At 67.6% G+C, this 17,827-nt stretch carries 14 protein-coding genes; 8 read left to right on the forward strand and 6 right to left on the reverse strand.

Annotated elements, in window-relative coordinates; genetic code table 11:
- Nucleotides 1-10 precede the first annotated feature (10 nt).
- On the reverse strand, nucleotides 11-334 hold the full coding sequence (locus tag ACH442_RS14480; RefSeq protein ID WP_396338450.1) for a hypothetical protein: 324 nt from the start codon (nucleotides 332-334) through the stop codon (nucleotides 11-13).
- Nucleotides 331-1,215, reverse strand: a complete 885-nt coding sequence (locus tag ACH442_RS14485; protein ID WP_396338451.1) for a LysR family transcriptional regulator — start codon at nucleotides 1,213-1,215, stop codon at nucleotides 331-333. Before ACH442_RS14485 ends, ACH442_RS14480 begins: the two co-directional genes overlap by 4 nt.
- A 71-nt stretch (nucleotides 1,216-1,286) precedes the next feature.
- Here ACH442_RS14485 and ACH442_RS14490 point away from each other — a divergent pair, with 71 nt between their 5' ends.
- From ACH442_RS14490 to ACH442_RS14510, 5 genes are all read left to right on the forward strand, one after another.
- Nucleotides 1,287-2,468 carry a thiolase family protein gene (locus ACH442_RS14490; RefSeq protein ID WP_396338452.1) on the forward strand — a complete coding sequence of 394 codons (1,182 nt, stop codon included), beginning with the start codon at nucleotides 1,287-1,289 and terminating at the stop codon, nucleotides 2,466-2,468.
- A 31-nt stretch (nucleotides 2,469-2,499) separates the two neighbouring features.
- Nucleotides 2,500-3,162, forward strand: a complete 663-nt coding sequence (locus ACH442_RS14495; protein WP_396338453.1) for a 3-oxoacid CoA-transferase subunit A — start codon at nucleotides 2,500-2,502, stop codon at nucleotides 3,160-3,162.
- Nucleotides 3,159-3,794, forward strand: coding sequence for a 3-oxoacid CoA-transferase subunit B (locus tag ACH442_RS14500; protein WP_396338454.1), 636 nt, complete (start codon nucleotides 3,159-3,161; stop codon nucleotides 3,792-3,794). The genes ACH442_RS14495 and ACH442_RS14500 overlap by 4 nt, the downstream gene beginning before the upstream one ends.
- 105 nt (nucleotides 3,795-3,899) lie before the next feature.
- Nucleotides 3,900-4,412, forward strand: coding sequence for a LytR C-terminal domain-containing protein (locus ACH442_RS14505; protein WP_396338455.1), 513 nt, complete (start codon nucleotides 3,900-3,902; stop codon nucleotides 4,410-4,412).
- Nucleotides 4,413-5,213: 801 nt separating this feature from the next.
- Entirely contained in the window at nucleotides 5,214-7,094 is a 1,881-nt protein-coding gene (locus ACH442_RS14510) for a CocE/NonD family hydrolase (protein WP_396338456.1), read from the forward strand.
- Nucleotides 7,095-7,551: 457 nt separating this feature from the next.
- Here ACH442_RS14510 and ACH442_RS14515 read toward each other — a convergent pair whose 3' ends face one another.
- The 3 genes from ACH442_RS14515 to ACH442_RS14525 all read right to left on the reverse strand — a co-directional run bounded on the left by ACH442_RS14515 (nucleotide 7,552) and on the right by ACH442_RS14525 (nucleotide 11,422).
- Nucleotides 7,552-8,541, reverse strand: coding sequence for a polysaccharide deacetylase family protein (locus ACH442_RS14515; protein ID WP_396338457.1), 990 nt, complete (start codon nucleotides 8,539-8,541; stop codon nucleotides 7,552-7,554).
- Between the two features lie 26 nt (nucleotides 8,542-8,567).
- Entirely contained in the window at nucleotides 8,568-9,560 is a 993-nt protein-coding gene (locus ACH442_RS14520) for a glycoside hydrolase family 11 protein (RefSeq protein ID WP_396338458.1), read from the reverse strand.
- A 587-nt stretch (nucleotides 9,561-10,147) separates the two neighbouring features.
- Nucleotides 10,148-11,422: a hypothetical protein gene (locus ACH442_RS14525; protein ID WP_396338459.1), complete on the reverse strand. Its 1,275-nt coding sequence runs from the start codon at nucleotides 11,420-11,422 to the stop codon at nucleotides 10,148-10,150.
- A gap of 293 nt (nucleotides 11,423-11,715) precedes the next feature.
- Between ACH442_RS14525 and ACH442_RS14530 the strand changes: the two genes are divergently transcribed.
- The 3 genes from ACH442_RS14530 to ACH442_RS14540 all read left to right on the forward strand — a co-directional run bounded on the left by ACH442_RS14530 (nucleotide 11,716) and on the right by ACH442_RS14540 (nucleotide 16,095).
- The gene (locus tag ACH442_RS14530) at nucleotides 11,716-12,057 is read left to right on the forward strand and encodes a hypothetical protein (RefSeq protein WP_396338460.1); all 342 of its coding nucleotides are present in this window, start codon (nucleotides 11,716-11,718) and stop codon (nucleotides 12,055-12,057) included.
- Nucleotides 12,054-12,731 carry a hypothetical protein gene (locus ACH442_RS14535; RefSeq protein ID WP_396338461.1) on the forward strand — a complete coding sequence of 226 codons (678 nt, stop codon included), beginning with the start codon at nucleotides 12,054-12,056 and terminating at the stop codon, nucleotides 12,729-12,731. Before ACH442_RS14530 ends, ACH442_RS14535 begins: the two co-directional genes overlap by 4 nt.
- A gap of 235 nt (nucleotides 12,732-12,966) precedes the next feature.
- Entirely contained in the window at nucleotides 12,967-16,095 is a 3,129-nt protein-coding gene (locus ACH442_RS14540; protein WP_396338462.1) for a WD40 repeat domain-containing protein, read from the forward strand.
- Between the two features lie 133 nt (nucleotides 16,096-16,228).
- Here the strand turns inward: ACH442_RS14540 and ACH442_RS14545 are convergent, their stop codons facing one another.
- Complete coding sequence (locus tag ACH442_RS14545) at nucleotides 16,229-17,713, reverse strand: hypothetical protein (RefSeq protein ID WP_396338463.1); 1,485 nt, start codon at nucleotides 17,711-17,713, stop codon at nucleotides 16,229-16,231.
- Between the last annotated feature and the right edge of the window lie 114 nt (nucleotides 17,714-17,827).

Genomic DNA, 17,827 nt, shown 5'->3' on the forward strand with positions numbered 1-17,827 from the left:
TCGGGCAGGCTCATCGAGCGCCAGCCGATGTGCCGCCGTCGTGACAGGAGAAGGCCTCACCCTGAACGGCCAGGGAGACCACGATCGCGTCGGCCGGGCTCCGCCGGATCACCCCGGCGGGCCGCTCGACGACGTGCGAATTGCCCCGGACTCGAGCCAGGTGGAGGCGATCCAGCTGCAGGTTCCGCTCGGTGCCGTCGCAGGGCTGCGCACCGAGCATGTGGCAGCGCAGGCCGATCAGCGCATCCCGGTTGTGGTCCTCCCACAGCTCGATGCGCCGGGCGATGGGCAGGCCGGCCGTGCTGAACCGGACCAGCCGCCGGGGCGAGGTCACGAGGAGCAGCGTACGACGATGTCGGCCACCTGACGAACCGCCGCGGAGCTCTCACCGGTGCGGGTCGCGATGGCCAGATCGATCGTCGGAGCCCGATTGATCAGCACATATTCGACACCTTCCAGGTCCAGGCTGCGGACCGCCTCCGGGACCAGGGCGACGCCGAGGCCGGCAGCGACGAAGGCGACCAGCGTCGCGGTCTCACCGACCTCCATGATCGATGACGGTCGGAAACCGGCCGCGGCGCAGGCGGCCAGCACGTGCTCGTGCATCGACGAGCGATGACCGGAGAAATGCATGACGAACGGGTCGCGGGACAACTCGACCAGGTCGATGCTCTCTCGATCGGCCAGATCGTGCCAGTCGGGCAGGACCGCGATCAGGCGCTCGGTGCGCAGCACGCGCACCTCCAGCTCCGGCCGGGCGATCCCGTCGGGACGCAGGACGACCAGGTCGTACGTGCCGTCGAGCAGACCGTCCAGCAGCGCCGGGCTCAGCGACTCGCCGTGCACCTCCAGGCGCACCTCGGGCAGCAGGCGCCGCACCTCACGGGTCGCCTGGGGGAGCAGGTCATAGGTGGCGGTGCCGATGAAGCCGACCGAGACCCGCCCGGTGTGCCCGGAGGCGAACAGTGCCATGTCGGTGACGGCACGTTCGACGGAACCGAGGACCGCGCGGGCGTGCTCGGCGAAGCGCAGCCCGGCCTCGGTCAGCTCGACCCGGCGCGTGGTGCGGCTGACCAACTCCACGCCGAACTCCCGCTCCAACTGCTTGACCTGCTGCGACAATGCCGGTTGGGCCAGGTGCAGGCGCTCGGCGGCCCGGCCGAAGTGCCGTTCCTCGGCGAGGGCCACGAACGATCGCAGGTGCCGCAGATCCATGCATACAGATTATCAATCCAGCGCGATTCAGTATTGGCCACAATCGGTGCGGGCGGCCTAGGTTGGGTGGCATGACTTCCGCGTACCTCTACGCCGCGGCCCGCACACCGTTCGGGCGGTTCGGCGGCGCCCTCGCCGAGAGCCGTCCGGACGATCTGGCCGCGACCGCCCTCCGGGGCCTGTTGAAAAAGGCCCCCGCCCTGGATCCGGCCGCGATCGGCGACGTCGTGTGGGGTTGTGCGAACCAGGCCGGCGAGGACAACCGTAACGTCGGCCGGATGGCCGTGCTCCTCGCCGGCCTCCCCGTCTCCGTTCCGGCGAACACGGTGAACCGGCTCTGTGGCTCGTCGCTGGACGCCGCGATCATCGGCTCGCGCACCATCGAATCCGGCGACGCCGACGTCGTGGTGGCCGGCGGTGTCGAATCGATGACCAGGGCGCCCTGGGTGCTGCCGAAACCGTCGCGGGCGTTCCCGGCCGGCAACGTCACCGCGGTCTCGACCACGCTTGGCTGGCGACTGGTCAACGACAACATGCCGAAGGAGTGGACGATCTCGCTGGGCGAGTGCAACGAGCTGCTCGGTGACAAGTTCGGCATCTCCCGCGAGCGGCAGGACGAGTTCGCCGCCCGCTCCCACAATCTTGCCGACGAGGCGTGGAACGCCGGCTTCTACGACGACCTGGTGGTGCCGGTCGCCGGTGCGGATCTCGACCGTGACGAGGGCATCCGCCCGGGCTCGTCCGCGGAGAAACTGGCCAGGCTGAAACCGTCGTTCCGGCCGGAAGGGACGATCACGGCCGGGAACGCTTCGCCGCTCAACGACGGGGCGTCCGCGATCCTGCTCGGCTCCGAGGCCGCGGCCGACCGGATCGGATCAGCACCGATCGCCCGGGTCGCGGGCCGCGGGGTCGCCGCGGTCGACCCGGTCATGTTCGGCTACGCGCCCGTCGAGGCCGCCGACAAGGCGCTGGCTCGCGCGGGCGTCACGTGGGCCGACGTTACCGCGGTCGAGCTGAACGAGGCGTTCGCCGTGCAGTCGCTGGCCTGCGTGGACGCGTGGGACATCGACCCGGCGATCGTCAACGCCAAGGGCGGTGCGATTGCCGTCGGGCACCCGCTCGGGGCGTCCGGCGGCCGGATCCTGGGCACGCTCGCCGCGCGGCTCAAGGAGTCCGGCGGACGGTACGGCGTCGCTGCGATCTGCATCGGTGTGGGCCAGGCGCTCGCCGTCGTCCTGGAGAACGTGGCATGAGCGAGTCCCCGACCTCAGCGGAGGTGACGGCATGAGCGCCGTCAAGATCTGCGACAGTACGGCCGAGGCCGTCGCCGGAATCGCGGACGGCTCGACTGTCCTGATCGGCGGGTTCGGGCTGGCCGGGATGCCGGTGCAGCTCATCGACGCGCTGATCGAGCAGGGCGCGACCGACCTGACGGTGGTGTCCAACAACGCCGGCAACGGCGACACCGGGCTCGCCGCGCTGCTGGCCAAGGGCCGCGTCCGCAAGGTGATCTGCTCGTTCCCGCGGCAGACGGACTCGTGGGTGTTCGACGGCCTCTACCGGGCCGGCAAGATCGAGCTGGAGGTCGTGCCACAGGGCAACCTCGCCGAGCGGATGCGGGCCGCCGGCGCTGGCATCGGGGCGTTCTACTGCCCGACCGCGGTCGGCACGCCGCTGGCCGAGGGCAAGGAGACGCGCGAGATCGACGGCCGGACGTATGTGCTGGAGTTTCCGATCAAGGGTGACGTGGCGCTGATCGGGGCCCATCAGGCGGACCGGATGGGCAACCTGGTCTACCGCAAGACCGCCCGCAACTTCGGGCCGGTCATGGCGACCGCCGGCAAACAGGTGATCGTCCAGGTCAACGAGATCGTCGACACCGGGCAACTCGACCCGGAAGTGATCGTGACCCCGAGCATCTACGTCGACCGGGTGGTGGCGGTATGAGCCTCGACAAGCACGAGATGGCGGCGCTGGTGGCGCGCGACATCGAGGCCGGATCGTTCGTGAACCTGGGCATCGGCCAGCCGACCCTGGTCGCCGACCACCTGCCGGCCGATGCGGGAATCGTGCTGCACACCGAGAACGGCATGCTCAACATGGGCCCCGCCGCGACCGGCGAACAGATCGACCCGGACCTGATCAACGCGGGCAAGGTGCCGGTGACCGAGCTGCCCGGCTCGGCGTATTTCCACCACGCCGACTCGTTCGCGATGATGCGCGGCGGACACCTGGACGTGTGCGTGCTCGGCGCGTTCCAGGTCTCGGCGCGCGGCGACCTGGCGAACTGGCACACCGGCGAGCCCGACGCGATCCCCGCCGTCGGTGGCGCGATGGATCTCGCGGTCGGGGCGAAGAGCGTCTACGTGATGATGACGCTGCTCACCAAGGACGGGTCGCCGAAGCTGGTGCCTGAGTGCACGTATCCGTTGACCGGGCTGGGATGCGTCAACCGGGTCTACACCGATCTGGCGACGTTCGTGATCACGGCCGGCGGGGTGGTGGTCCGGGAGACGTTCGGCATCACGTTCGACGAGCTCAGCTCACGATTGGCGGTGCCATTGCGGGAAGCGGAGTAACCGGGTGGCCGGGGTGTCGTTGGTGAGAGCGAGATCACCAGCCGGGACGTCACGGCTTGATAGAGGAAGGTTCACCGTGCCCGGGCGGTGGGCAACAAAGGTGGCATGAAGGACACGCGATCGCGGGCCTACCGCGTCATCAGCGCCATGGGTGCCGTCGCGGCGACTGTCGCGGCCGTCGCGGTGGTTCACGACACGCAGAGTGCGGCGATCGCCAGCGAGAGCTGCACCGCCAAGGTGAACCTCGCGCTGCCCGACAACGCGGAGCAGGTCAAGCTGCGTGTGCTCAACGGGACCCGGACGGCGGGTGTCGCGGAGCAGGTCAGCGAGGACTTCAAGAATCGCGGGTTCGTGGTGCAGAAGCCGGCGAAGAGCAAGACCAAGGTGGATCAGGTCGCGGTCGTTCAGTTCGGGCCGAAAACGGTCGGGGCGGCGCAGTGGATCCGGGCGTTCTTCCTCGGGGACGCGGAGGCGCAGTTCAACCCGGGGCGGACCAGCGACGTGATCGACGTGGTGATCGGGGCGCGGTACCGGCAGTTGGCTACGTTCACCGAGGTGAACCAGTCGCTGGCTCAGCTCGGGGAGCCAACGGCGCCTCCGGGGACTTGCGCGGCCTGATCGTCTTGCGCGGCCTGATCGTCTTGCGCGGTGGCGTCGACGACAGGTCGGTTGTCGGCTTCGGCGACGCAAAAGCGACGCCCGCCGTCCGGTCCGCGACGATTCCCGGTGCCGGCCCGCCCCGGCGCCGCCGCCATTCCGGTGTGCGGTGACGTTGGACCCGCCACGTCCGTCCCCGCGGGAACCGGTTGAGGGGCCGGTGGCCGGCTTCGGCGATGTGTGCAGTGACGTCGGTCGAGGGGCGGTCAGCGGCGGGGTGAGCGGATAGCTTTCCTTCAGCCCGGCCGTCGCCACCCAGTCGCCCTTCTCGAGCTGATCCCAGCCGGACGAGATGAAGCCGTCGAACTCATAGCGATTCCGGTGACCGCCATCGCGACTCGGCCGTTCACCGCAGCAGGCCAAGCCCCCGAAGCGACTGACGAACGATGTCAGACGGTCCAGGCCATCCACCGGACCCGTCACGACGGCACCGGACGCATCAGTGCATCCGTCCCACCGGCCCGGATCTTCCGGGGTGATCGGCGAACGGCGGGCGTGCAGATCGAGGAACTCCCTGGCGCGGTTGGTCAAGGCGCTCGGCTCGTCCACGATGTGACGGATCGCGGCGCGATCGTAGAACAAGCAGGGGTAGGCGAGACGCGCTGTCCCGGGGAGCGGCGGGCCGGCGACATTGCGGTTGGCGTTGCGGTGAGGCTGACCGAAACCGGGGTTCGTACGAGCGGACCTTGCCGGCGTGCTCCAAAAAGGACTGCGACGGGTTAGCGTCTTGTCAGAGATGCTGGTCTATTTCTGGGGGCTCGGATGAGCATACGCAGAGGGGCGGGCGCTGTTGCGCTGGTTGCGGCGGTGGCGCTGGCGACCGGTGGCACAGCGACGGCCGCGACAGCCGCTACCGCGGCGGCGACCACGAAGGCGACGTCGGCTACCGCCGCGGCCGCGAACGCGGCGACCATGAATGCGGCGGCGGTGGCGGCGGCAAGCGTGAGGCCGGGTGCGGCGGCGACCGCGAACGCGGGGCCGGGGGTTACGCATGAGGAGAATCCCCGGGTGCCGGAAGGGGCGGTGTGGACCGAGGCGTATTTTCCGTCGGCTGATCGGAGTGGGGTGGAGCTGCACGCCGACGTGTTGCGGCCGGTGGGGCTTTCGGCTCGGGCGAAGACGCCGGTGATTCTGGCGGTGGGGCCCTACTTCGGGCACGCCGGGCAGACGGGTCCGGAAGGGTGGACGCAGACCGGCCCGTCCAGCCGCTTCGCGGACTTCACCAGTGGCACCGACCTGTTCGCGCGCGGTTACACGTACGTCATGGTCGATCTTCGTGGTTTCGGCGGGAGCACCGGGTGCCTGGACTGGGTCGGGCCGGGTGAGCAGGCTGATGTCAGAGCCGCGATCCAGTGGGCGTCGCGCCAGCCGTGGTCGACCGGGAAAGTCGGTATGTACGGTAAGTCCTACGACGCCGTGACCGGGCTGGTCGGCAACAACCTGCGGCTGAACGCGCTGAAGGCGGTCGTCGCGCAGGAACCGGTGTGGAACATGTACAACTACCTGTTCAGCAACGAGGTGCCGCGGCCGAACGTGACCGGGACGCCGAACGCCTACAACGGCATCGCCACGATCGCGCCGCTGCCCGACGACAGCGACCGGTACAAGGCGAACGCGGCCTACGAGACGAGCCACCCCGAGTGCCTCGCCGACAACCTGACGAACAACAACAACCCGGAGCTGAACTCGCCCTACTGGCGGGCGCGGAACCTGGCGGCGGCCGCGAAGGGCACGACCACGCCGCTCTTCGTGACGCAGGGGTTCATCGAGAACAACACCAAGCCTGAGGACATGGAGGAATACCTCGACAACCATCGCGGGGTCGAACGGGGCTGGCTCGGGCAGTGGGAGCACGTGCGCGGCAACGAGACGAACGGTGACGGGCAGCTGCTGCAGGGGCGCGCCGGGTTCTTCGACGAGGTGATGCGCTTCTACGACTACTACCTGAAGGGCATCCGGCCGGCGGTGCACGACCCGGCGTACGCGATCGAGGACAGCACCGGCGTCTGGCGCGCGCAGCCGACCTGGCCGCTACCGACGTCGGCGAGTACGGAAAGTCTGCCGGACGGGCAGTACGTGGACGACGGTGCCGCCTCGGCCCTGGCCGCGCCGCAGGATCGGCAGTGGGACATGGAGCACTACGCCGATCCGGTGCCGCTCGCCGCGAACAAGCTCGCGGCCGGCGACACGCACAGTAATTTCAGCTGGTCGACGCCGGTGCGGTCGCGGCTGCGGATCACCGCCACGCCGTCGGTCACGTTCGCCGCGAGCGCGCCCGGCAACGTCATGGTCCGGCTGTGGGACGTTGCCCCGGACGGGACCTCGGTGATGTTCGACGAGAACGTGGCGTTGATCGAGCGGGCCGGGCGGGTCGCGTTCGACCTGAAGTCCACCGACTGGACCCTGGAGACGGGCCATCAGCTCGGCGTCCAGATCGGGACGATCGGCAGTGGTAGCTGGCGGGACACGCCGAGCGGGAACACGATCACGGTGACGCGGGCGCGGCTCGGGTTCGAGTTCCAGAACCCGCGGTTCGACGTGCCGACCCAGGGTGACCGGTCGCCGTTCCTGGACACGTATCTGCGGCAGTACACCCGGACGCTGACCGGGGTCGGCCCGGGAACGTTCCGGCTCGGTCGCTGACGACACCGGCTGCCCGGCCCGATCCTGGGTCGGGCGGCCCACAGAACTCGGCTCGATCGCGGGCGGGGAGCCCGATCCCGGGCCGGGAAGCCTGGTGATTCACCCGTGGCGAGGGGCGGGCGCGGCGACAGTGTGCGCATGGCCGATGCCTACACCTATCGCCCGGCCGGGCTGACCGCCCGTGACCGCGGCCACGTCCTGTTCGCCCAGGCCATGGGGTGCTTTTGTTCTTCCTGCGGATCTTCCAGGGAGCAAATCGCCGACAACAGCGGCCGGAAGGCAATCCCTGACGGCGCCGGGCGCAGGAAAGCTGCCGGCGACGGGCGGGGAGGGTTGCCGGCGGCGGGTGGGGAGGGTTGCCGGCGGCGGGAGGGTTGCCGGGGGCGGTGGGGGAAGGAAAGCGCCGACTGCGGCGGCCGGAAGGAAACCGGCCGCCGCAGCCCTGGGAGCGGGAAGGTCAGGCGGTACTACAACTGACCGACGGCCAGGTCCAGTTGCCGTTGGTCTGCACGGTCAGACCGAACGCGTTACCGCTACCGTTCGGCTTGGCCACCAGCGTTTGCGCATTCGGGTAACTCGCCGTGATGTTCCAGGTGGCGATCACCTTCGCCGGTGACGGAATGTTCAGCGTGACCGTCCACGAACTGGACCCGGAAACGGTGACGTTGAGGTTGTAACGGTCACTCCACGACGACCCGGCCGACAGTGTCGCCGTGCACGTGCCGGTCTGCGGGGGAGTGGTCGTGCCCCCGCCCCCGTCGCCGGTGGGTGCGACGGCCCGCCCAGTCGACGGCGAGATCATCCCGGCGCACAGGCCGCGGCTGGCCAGCCCCTGCGCGATGCGCGGAATGGCGGCGACCGTGTTGGCCGGCCAGTCGTGCATCAGGATGATCTGCCCGTTGGTGAGCCGCCCGGCCGCGGCCACGATCGCGTCGGTGCTCGCGTTGTTCCAGTCCTGCGAGTCGACGTCCCAGATGATTTCGGTGAGCCCGTATTTCTGCTCGACGGACTTGAGTGTCGCGTTCGTCTCGCCGTAGGGCGGCCGGAACAATTTCGGGGTGCCGCCCCCTGCGTTCGCGATGGCGGATTGCGTACGGGAGATCTCTGAATCGATTGTTGCTTGGCTCTGTTGGGTCAGGTGCGGGTGCGTGTAGCTGTGGTTGCCGACCCACATTCCCGCGTCGACTTGAGCCTTGACCAGGCCGGGATTGGCCGCGGCGTATTGTCCTTCGTTGAACATCGTGGCCCGCAGCCCGTTGGCTTTGAGCGTGTTCAGCAGGTTCTGCGTGTTGCCGGCGGTCGGCCCGTCGTCATAGGTCAGCCCGACATAGCCGTTGCAGGTGGCGGCCTCCGATTCGGCGGCGACGTTCACGGCGACGAGACTGGCGAAGAGCGTCAGGACGGCGAGTCCGACGGTGCGCGCGGTGGAGAGCACTTTCGACGACATTTCAAACCCCCTTTTCCCGTACGTCGTCAGCTCGCGGAACAGGACACGGAAGGCCAGGTCCAGTTGCCGTTGGTCTGGATCGTCACGCCGAAGGAATTGCCGCTGCCGTTCGGCGTGGCGACGAGGGTCTGCGCGTTCGGGTAGCTCGCCGTGGTGTTCCAGGTGGCGATGCTCTTCGCCGGTGACGGGATGTTCAGCGTGACCGTCCAGTTGCTGGAGCCGGCGACGCTGACGTTCAGGTTGTACCTGTCACTCCACTGCTGACCTGCGGAAAGCGTCGCCGTGCAGCCACCGGTCTGAGGCGGCGTGGTGGTGCCACCGCCGCCACTGCTCGTACCGCCGACGGTGATGTTGGAGTTGCCGCTGCTCTGGTATCCCTCGGTCGCCAGGATCTGGTAGTTGAACGTGCCGAGGTTCATGCCGTGGCTGGCCCAGGCGTCGAAATGGTTCCCGGTGGTGATGGTGCCGCCGGTGCGCCTCGACTGCCGCACACTCCAGTACTGGTAGAACGTGGCCGTTCCCTGAATCGACGGCTGGTTGACCCGCTGCGTGCGGTAGATGTCGTACGTTCCGCCGTCGCTGGTGACCGTGCCCATGAACGTGCCGGTCGGGCGATAGGTGCCCCAGTTGTCGACGATGTAGTACTCGATCAGCGGGCTGGTCGTCCACCCGTACAGAGTCAGATAGGCATTGCCGCTGGGGTTGAACGAGCCGGAGTAGGTGACGGCCCGGCGCGCACCGGTCGCCCAGCCCTTACCGGCGACGAAATTGTTGATGCCGCTCCACTGGGTGCTGTACTGACCGCCGGCGCCCATGGTCATGCTGACGTTGCCGGAGTCTTTCCAGAACGAGTAGTAGTAGCCGTTGTTCGTGCCGGTCTGATTGCTGGTGATGGTCGTGTCGGCGCGGGCCGGGCCGGCCATCATCGTGCCGGTGACCGCGATCAGTGCGGCACATGCGGCACCGAGGGCCAGTCTGATGCGGCCCCGGTTCCGGGGTCGAACGAGAGCGTCGGACATTGCGGTTTCCTTCGGGGAGGCCTGGGCGGGGAGAACCAGGCGGTGGGAGCGGAAGCCGACTCGGATCGACGGTGGGCGATCCCTGTCGACAGCGTGAGTATTTGCCTGCTCTCGGGGAGCTGTCAACAACTTACGGAAACATATCGGAACCAGAAGTCGTGAGCGCTTGCGAATAGCAGCAGCTCAAAGCCGTTGTTAACGTTCGACATTGCGACCTGGCCTCGAAACATTCACCAAGTTGCGGAAGGCAGTTCCGAAAGTTTCGGAACTGCGTGACGTGCGGTTGAGCCGTCAAGGTGTGCCACCTTGACGATCTGCGCCGCCGAGACCATTGCCACCGTCGGATCCGGCATCCGAGCCTGATCAGGCTGCCGCCAACGAGATCCGCCTGGTCAAAGTCTTCCTCTTCGGGGCGCCCGCGGCATCGCCTACCGTCTGTGCCCGTCACGGCGGCGATGCCGACACCAAGGCGCGAGCCAGGCGAGCCCACTACGCCCGACGGCTCAGCCTCTGCAGCAATCCATCATCGCGAATGGTGGTGGCCGTCCTTGATGTCTGGCACTGTTCCGGGGAAGCAGCCCGGCCTGTCAGTTGACCGAGTAGCCGGTGAAGCCGGTATCCGTCGCCATCACTACGTATGGGCCGATGTGCGCGCCCACGGCCGAGGTCGCGGCGGCGCTGGGCGTACCGGTTGCCGGATTGCCCGTCGCGCTGCAGGTGGTGGCCTGGTTGCCGCCGATGCGCAGGTGAATTGTGTCACCGAGCCGATTGGTGAAAGGCTCAATATAATCGTACTTATAGCTGGACAGACACCAGAAGGTCGCGTCGGCGGCCGCCGTTCGGGATTTCCCGGAATCGGCATCGATGACAAGAGGGATGTCGTTCCCTGGCGTTACTACTATTTCGTTCGTTCCCGTGACCGGGAATGGCTTGGCGAACGTCTCGAGGTTCTCCGCTGCGCCCAAGGGCACGGACCAGGTCGTTCGGCCGGTTTGGACCTCGAATCCTTCCATCGTGACTTCCAGGCCGGCGAAGGTGAAGGTCGCCTTCTGGTCTGGATCTATGGTCTCCGATCCTCTGTATCGGCAGCGAACAGGGAAATACGTCTTGTCCTCGTCTGTTCCGTAAATGCCGTTGCAGCCGATCACGCTGCCCGTGTCGCGCCACAGTACGGACCCGTCGTCCTCGGAGACTGCAGCCATCGCTCTGTTCGTTGAGAGGTCCTCGGTCCGACGCTGGTCATAGGGCTCGGCGGGTTTGCCGTAAACAGAGCCGGCGTATACCTTTTCTTTGCCGTAGAGCAACCAGGACCAACCCCAATCAGTGCTGAATCCTTCAGGGAAGGCATCACCGAGTTTTGTTGTCCAGCGGATCCTGCCATCGCGTAGGAGGCCAATTTCCTCGGGATTCCGTCCGTCGAACCCGAGTAGGCCGGCCGTGCCGATGGTGCGGGCGTCCTGCGGCATTTTGCTTGTAACGGCAACATACTTACCGGTGGCTGGACTGAATTTGTGCGGCTTGACTTCGTCATCGGTTTTTTCGTGCGACAAGACGCACACGTCGACATTGCCACTGCATGGCTCTGGGCTGGACAGAAAAAGCTGCGGACCGGAGACTTGCAGGTCATTTCCCGTTCGCGGATCGGCGATCACCAGCCGCGCGAGTTGCCCATGCTCGGAATTTGGCCGGAAGTAAGCGACCTTGTCGCCGATGGCAACCGGAGCGACCTCGACGCCGGGTGTGACCTGACTCGGTGACGCTTCCTGCCGCCAGATCTCCCTGCCGGTCACCGGATCGATACCAACGGCGAAGGTCCTGCGGTCCTGGCTGACCTGACCCACTGCGATACCCGCGATCGGCACGGGTTGTCCGGTAGGCCGTCCGGCCAACCGCCACAGTTCCTTCGCGGGTGGCACTGCCGATTCCGCAACCGTTGGCCTGCTGCCCTTCGAGAACGAGCAGCCCGTAGCCACGAGGGTGATGCACAGCCCCGACGCCAGGAACGCACGCCTCCGTCGTCGATCCACGAGATTCCCCCATCCCGTACCGGCTGTGGCCCCGGAAACATCGACCGCAAGCATATGACGGGTCCACAAAGGCCGGTTCGCTCAGATAGATTGACGCCACTTGGTCGGAGTCGGCGGAAGCGACAGGCATGGATTTGGCGTCTGCGGCGCTGCTGGGCATGGCCGGCGGCGGCATCGTCGAGGTGGTCGCAGTGTGGGGCAACCTGGCGGCCTGGCAGAAAGCTCGGCACTCGGCACGCCGCCGCGGCCGGCGGTTGCCGCCCCTGACTCGATACATCGACCCGGCGGCCGACATCCTCGTAGCTGTCACCCGGCTGGCGTTGGGCGGTGCTGCCGCACTTGTACTGCACAGTCAGATTTTCGGTGTCCTCACTGCCATTGCGGTCGGAGCCTCCGGTCCGGCCCTACTGGCTCAACTGGGTAGCGGCCGTGTTCCGGCGGCGCCCCCGGGCGACATCGAGGCGCCATGAGTACTGTGCTGCGGCGCTACTGGAGCGCACTCAGCGCGACTGCTCCCTATCCGGCTCGGCCGATGCGGTCCTGGCAGGGATATGGGCTGTGGCGGCGTTACTGGTGCAGCCTGCTGGGATTCGGCCTGCCGGCGCGCGAGCCCGTCGTGGTCGCGAGGACGGGCAATCCGCTGGCTGAACCGTCGGTGCAGGGATCGCGGATCAAATTTCCTCGTTTCGACCGGCTCTCGATGCGGATGGCTGCTTCCGAGGAACCCGGTTACCGGGCGGTGGAATGGATCGTCGGGTCCCAGAGGTTCGATATTCGTGAATCCGGGCCTGGCACGATCGAAGTGCTGGTGCACGATGCCGAATACGCCTCGGCCGAGCGGCTGCTGCCGATGGATGTCACCACGGAAAGCAGTTCTCATCGATATTTTATGGTCTTCGTTCCCAGTCGGTCAGGCGGAGGGGAGGGGGCGCTCCGCCTGACCGCTTCGAGGTGGCTCGACCTTTCGGTGAGCGACCCCGTTCGGGTGACAGAGGTCGATTCCGGGGATCCCGCGGCCCTGGACCAACTGGCTCGATCTGTAGCAGCAACTCCCGATCCGGCCATGCCTGCATGGGCTGCGATTGTCGCTTCTCTACCGGGAGACGATCCTGTGAGCCGGACCATCCGCGATGCCGCAGTCTGACCCATACGAACTGTGTACACGGCTGCTGTACGGCCCCCGAAGCTGGATGGAGCTGTGCCAGGCGTCCGTTGGTGACCTGGATGCTGCTACATCCCTGCGGCAACGACTGGAGCCCGAGCACGACACGGCGCGGGCGTTGGCAACCCGCGTCGTCTGGCCTGGCGAGTCCCGCCTGGGGCGAATGACGGCGCCGGGTCCGGGCCCCGCGTTGTCGGCGGCGAATGCGGCTGTGTGCGTGGTCACCGCAGTCAGCGGGGCCGCCGACACGGCCGGCATGCTCGGCGATGCCGCATCACACTGGCGCCGCGCGAACGTGCTGCCGGTTCTGCAGCTGAACGGCAGCGACATCGCCACCGAGTTTTCCGACGTGAATGTAGCCACCGCCGCGCGTCGCCTCGCCGTCCTGGCCGACGAGGCGGAAGCATCGGATGCGGCACCGTTTGGACTGCTGACGCTGCTGATGCGGGCACTGACGGACCAGTGGCCGCGCCCCGAACGCGAGGCGCAGCTGCCCGTACTGTTCGATAGGCGATCGACCGGTGCGCACGGATTGTTACGCCTGGCCGTGCTCGACACCGGGCCACCCGGGCTTTACCCCGACCCGCGTGTCATGCTCTTCCTGACGGCTGACCCGTCATTCGCTGAGTCCCTGGACGCTGCCTGGCGCATTGCGGGGCAACCGATTCGTGACAAGTGCGTGGTCTGGCGTCTGACAAGCGAAGACCTACCCTGTGACGAGGTGGGCGGAGCATCTCTGGGCGCGGCCTTCGGCGTGATTCTGACCGATCTTGCCCGAAGGATGCCGCCGTCGCTCCGGGTGCGCCGCCTCGACCGCCGCGTTGCCATCAGCGCGCGGCTTGAAGCTGACCTGAGGCTGACTCCCGTGACAGGGGTCACGAACAAGCTCGATGAGGCAATCCACCACGGCTTGCGGGTGATTCTCGCGGCCGGGTCCGCGCCTGACACCGTGCCCGATTCCCTTGCCCGCGAGGCCCGGGTGCGCTTCGCCGCTGACCTGCCCGCCGCGGTACGCCTGAGTCGTACCCGATTCAACCCCAGTTTCGCAGCCATCGTCGTTGCCCTGCTGCTGGCGATCTCCGGACTGACCGGCGGCGCGGTCGCCGCGATACATCAATCCCAGATAGCACGTCAGCGCGAAGTTGCGGCAGGGCTGCTGCCTGCCGCAACCGCTTTGCGCACACGAGATCCTGGCAGCGCCCTCCTGCTGGAAGGCCTGGCATACCGGCTTGGCGCCCCGGGCGCGAGATCCACCCTGATCCGCGACATCATGACGAACCGCTACGCCGGCCAGCTCACCAGCCCGGCGACTCAGAAATTCTGTGGCGGCCCGCAGGTGTGGTCCCCGGACAGCACCCACGTCATCACCCTGCAACGTAGCGCGGTATTGATCTGGGACATCGGAACGCGCTCGGTCCGCAATGCCATCGCTGTGTCCGGGGAGGTAAGTGGCTGCGCGTTTTCACCGGACGGCAAAACCATCGCTCTCGCTGTTGACGATCGCCTCTATGTGGTTCCTGTCGGCGCCACGACGCTGCCTCCTGCCGCTACCGATACACCTGTCCACTGGGTTCAGTACGCCCCGGATGGGCTGCTCGCCACCATGGCCGAAAACCAGCCTGTGCGCCTGTGGACGTCAGGTGATGCACGCCGGCCGAGCTTGCGCGCGTCCATTGCCACCGTAACCGGCCCGATCAACGGTGACTGGACGCCGCTGCTTGCCTTCTCCCGAGACTCACGCTTGCTGGCCTTTGCCAAGAAAGACGGATTGGTCCTCACCGACGTGCATGATCCTGACCGGCCCATGATCGCCTCCTCCATTCCGGGTGCGGCCGAGAGTCTGGCGATCTCGGTAAAAGGGCGGCTCGCCGTCGGGTTCCAGGACGGCCGCCACCAGTTGTGGGATATAAACGACCCGGCACGGCCGGCCCGCGATGGAGGCCTACCGTTCTCGCGGTCCCTGGGTCTGGGGTCCTCATCGATCGGTTTCACCCCGGACGGCGCACACCTGATCTCCGCCACTGACGGGTCGAGCTACGTGTGGGACATGACGGATGACGGCCCGGTACTGCGCCGGACGCTGGCGGAGGTTCCCAGCCAGGTGACCATGGCAGATCTCTCACCCGATGGTAAGACCGCCCTGGTGTTCACCGCCGCCACCGAACCCACCCTATGGCGGCCGTCAGCCTGGAATGAGCCGGCCATCGAAGCAACGCTGCCGCTCGGTGCTGCCAGAGTTACCGGCATGGCTGTCCAACCGGATACAAACCATCTCGTGGTTACCGCGGTTGGCAACGCGGCGACGCTGTGGGACCTGAAGGATGCCGCTCACCCGCGTCGCCTGTCGACGACCGGACCGCGGGACGGAAGGGGCCTCGCGATAGGGGATGACCCCTCGTCGGCCTCCACCGATAACGCTGACAGTGCCTTCAGCAGGGACGGGCGACATTTCGCCTCCCCGGACGGCACGGGTGGCATCGGGATCTGGGAGATCGACGCAAATGAGCAATTTCACCGCACCGGCACGGTGCCTGCTGTCGGGGCGGGGGGTATAGAACCTCTGGCTCTCTCGCCCGACGGTGCACTCCTCGTCGCCCTGGCCTACTCCGACGTGACCGAGCGAGCAGCTTCGGTGTCCCTGTGGGAAGTCCGGGGTGATCCCCGGCCAGTCGGCCTGCTGCCTGCCAGCACGCCACCGAGGTCCACTATATTTTCTCCGGATGGCCGCACGCTCGTCACGCTTGGCGACAACCGGACCGTTACGTGGTGGGATGTAAAGAATCCGGCCCTTCCGCAGGTTCTGGCCACGCGGAGTATCCCTCCGGGAAGCGATGGCCCCAACTTGGTCGTGTATGCACCGGACAGTCGGCGCATGTTCGTGACCGGCGCCTCCGGACCCGGCACCATCTGGGACACCACGGACCCGGCGGCACCGACCGTGCTCGGTTCAGTGCATGCCGGGGCTGAAGCATCCTCCGACGGCGCGGCGCTTGTAGGGTCCACGCTGGTGCTCGGCACACCTGGAGCGATCAACGTCTGGGACGTCGATGATTTTCGGGCCGCAAGTGAAGCGATGGTCTTCGCCGGTGGTGATGCGCACGGCATCTACTTCGGGCACATCGCCTTGACCCATGACGGTCTGCTGGCCGCCACCCACCTGGCGAACGGCATCAACAGCACTTTCAGCGGCGAGGCGCTGATCCAGCTGCGTGATCTCCGGCCCGTACTCGAAACCATCGCTGATCCGATTGCCGCGACATGCCTGATCGCCGGCCACGACTTGAGTACTCAACTGTGGCGGGAGTACGCATCGAGTACTCCCATTCGGCAGCTATGCGGCCACTGAACATGCTGCTCCGCTTCTCTCCGGCACGGCGTTGCTGCGCGGATGGGCCCCGTCCGGTACGCAGGCTTTCGCATACGCACCTGACGTTGCCTTATCCGCACGACATGACGCCCCCGTGGCGAGGAACGCGGTGTCAGTCCACGACGGTGATGATCCGGCGGCGGCGCGCCATCCGGAGCGCGAACAGGCCCGCCGCGAGCAGCAGGGCGCCGCCTCCGGCCAGCAGCCCGGCCGACGGCCCGGTCAGCGGCAGACTGTCCTGCGCCTCCACGGTCAGCGCGGCCCGGTTGTTGCCGGACACGGTGTCCTGGACGCTGCCGGCCGTCTGCACGAAACCGGCGTCGTGCGAGCCGTCGCCGATGCTGGCGGTGAAGGCGAACAGGCTCTGGTCGCCCTTGTGCAGCTGGCCGAGGACCAGGCAGACCCAGTCCCGGCTGGCCAGCGTGCCCGCCAGGTCGATGTCGTCCGGCGAGGTGCCCGGTAGGCACAGCTCGTCCGGCTTGGTCAGCGTGATCCCGGTCGGGAGCTGGACGTGCACATACTGCAGCGAGGTGAAGTTCAGCGGCACCGTCGCGAACGGGCCCAGGTTCTGCGTGCCGACCTTGACGGTGACCCGGTCACCGGCCGCGCCGCTGAAAACCCCGCCGACCGCCTTGCCGTCCGCGGCGGCCATCGGCGCGGTCACCTTGAAGGAGGCCACGTTGTCGTCCGGGTTGAGGTCGTCGTCGACGTCCCCGTCGGTGAGGCTCGCGGCCGAGGAGGTGCTCTTCAGGGCCAGCTTGTCGCCGGTCTTGCCCGCGTTGCGCTTGGCGAACGCGGCAACGTACTTGTCGGTGAGGCCGAGGGCCGCGACGCCGGCGTAGTAGCTCGCCGGGCCGGGCGTGTCCTTGCCGACCTTGAACGCCAGCGGGGTGGCCGGGTCGACGGAGGCGCTCTGGCCCGGGGCCAGCGTCTGGTCGAGGACGCAGATCACGCCGCCCTCGTCGGTGTCCAGCTCGCAGTTGCGGTAGCGGTCCATGTCCGGCGCGACGCCGTCCTGGGCGCCCAGGAACAGGCCCAGCGTCTTGGAGGGGGCGCTGCCGGTGTTGCGGATGGCGACCGGCGGCAGGTTCGCGGACTTGCCCCGGCCCACCTTGAGGTCCTTGATCGCGCCGATCTCGAGGTCGGCCCCGGCCTTGGTGGTGCGGACGACCTGCACCTGGATGCCGTCCAGCTCCTCGAAGCCGGTCACCAGGGTCACCTCGAACGACGAGGTCAGCGGAACCGTGGTGTCCGGCTTCACGGTGAAGGTGTAGCTCTGCTTCGCCCCGGCCGCGAGCTTGTCCAGCTTGCACTCGGTGACCGTGCAGCCGGTCGGCGGCACGAAGCCCAGGCCGGCCGGCACCGAGCCGAACCGGACGATCGTGTTCTGGGCGGTCCCGCCACCGAGGTTGTCCACCGAGAAGGCGACCGTCTTCGACTGCCCGTCGACCACGGTGATCGTCTCGGTCAGGTCGAGCACCAGCAACGGGAAGTCGGTGATCGAATCCGCCCGGGCGGGCAGGGCCAGGCCGGCCACGGCCAGGCCCGCGGCGAGCGGGGGCAGGGCGAGGCGGCGGAGCAGGGCGCGCAGGCTCATGGTCACCGTTCTTCGAAGGCGCCCGCCGGGTCGGCGGACGGAGAGCGGGAGGAGCGTAAACCGACCCCCGGGCATGATCAACAGCTGATCGGTCGATCCCGCCCGCCCGGGCGG

The sequence above is a fragment of the Actinoplanes sp. NPDC020271 genome, assembly GCF_044388125.1.
Lineage (GTDB): Bacteria > Actinomycetota > Actinomycetes > Mycobacteriales > Micromonosporaceae > Actinoplanes.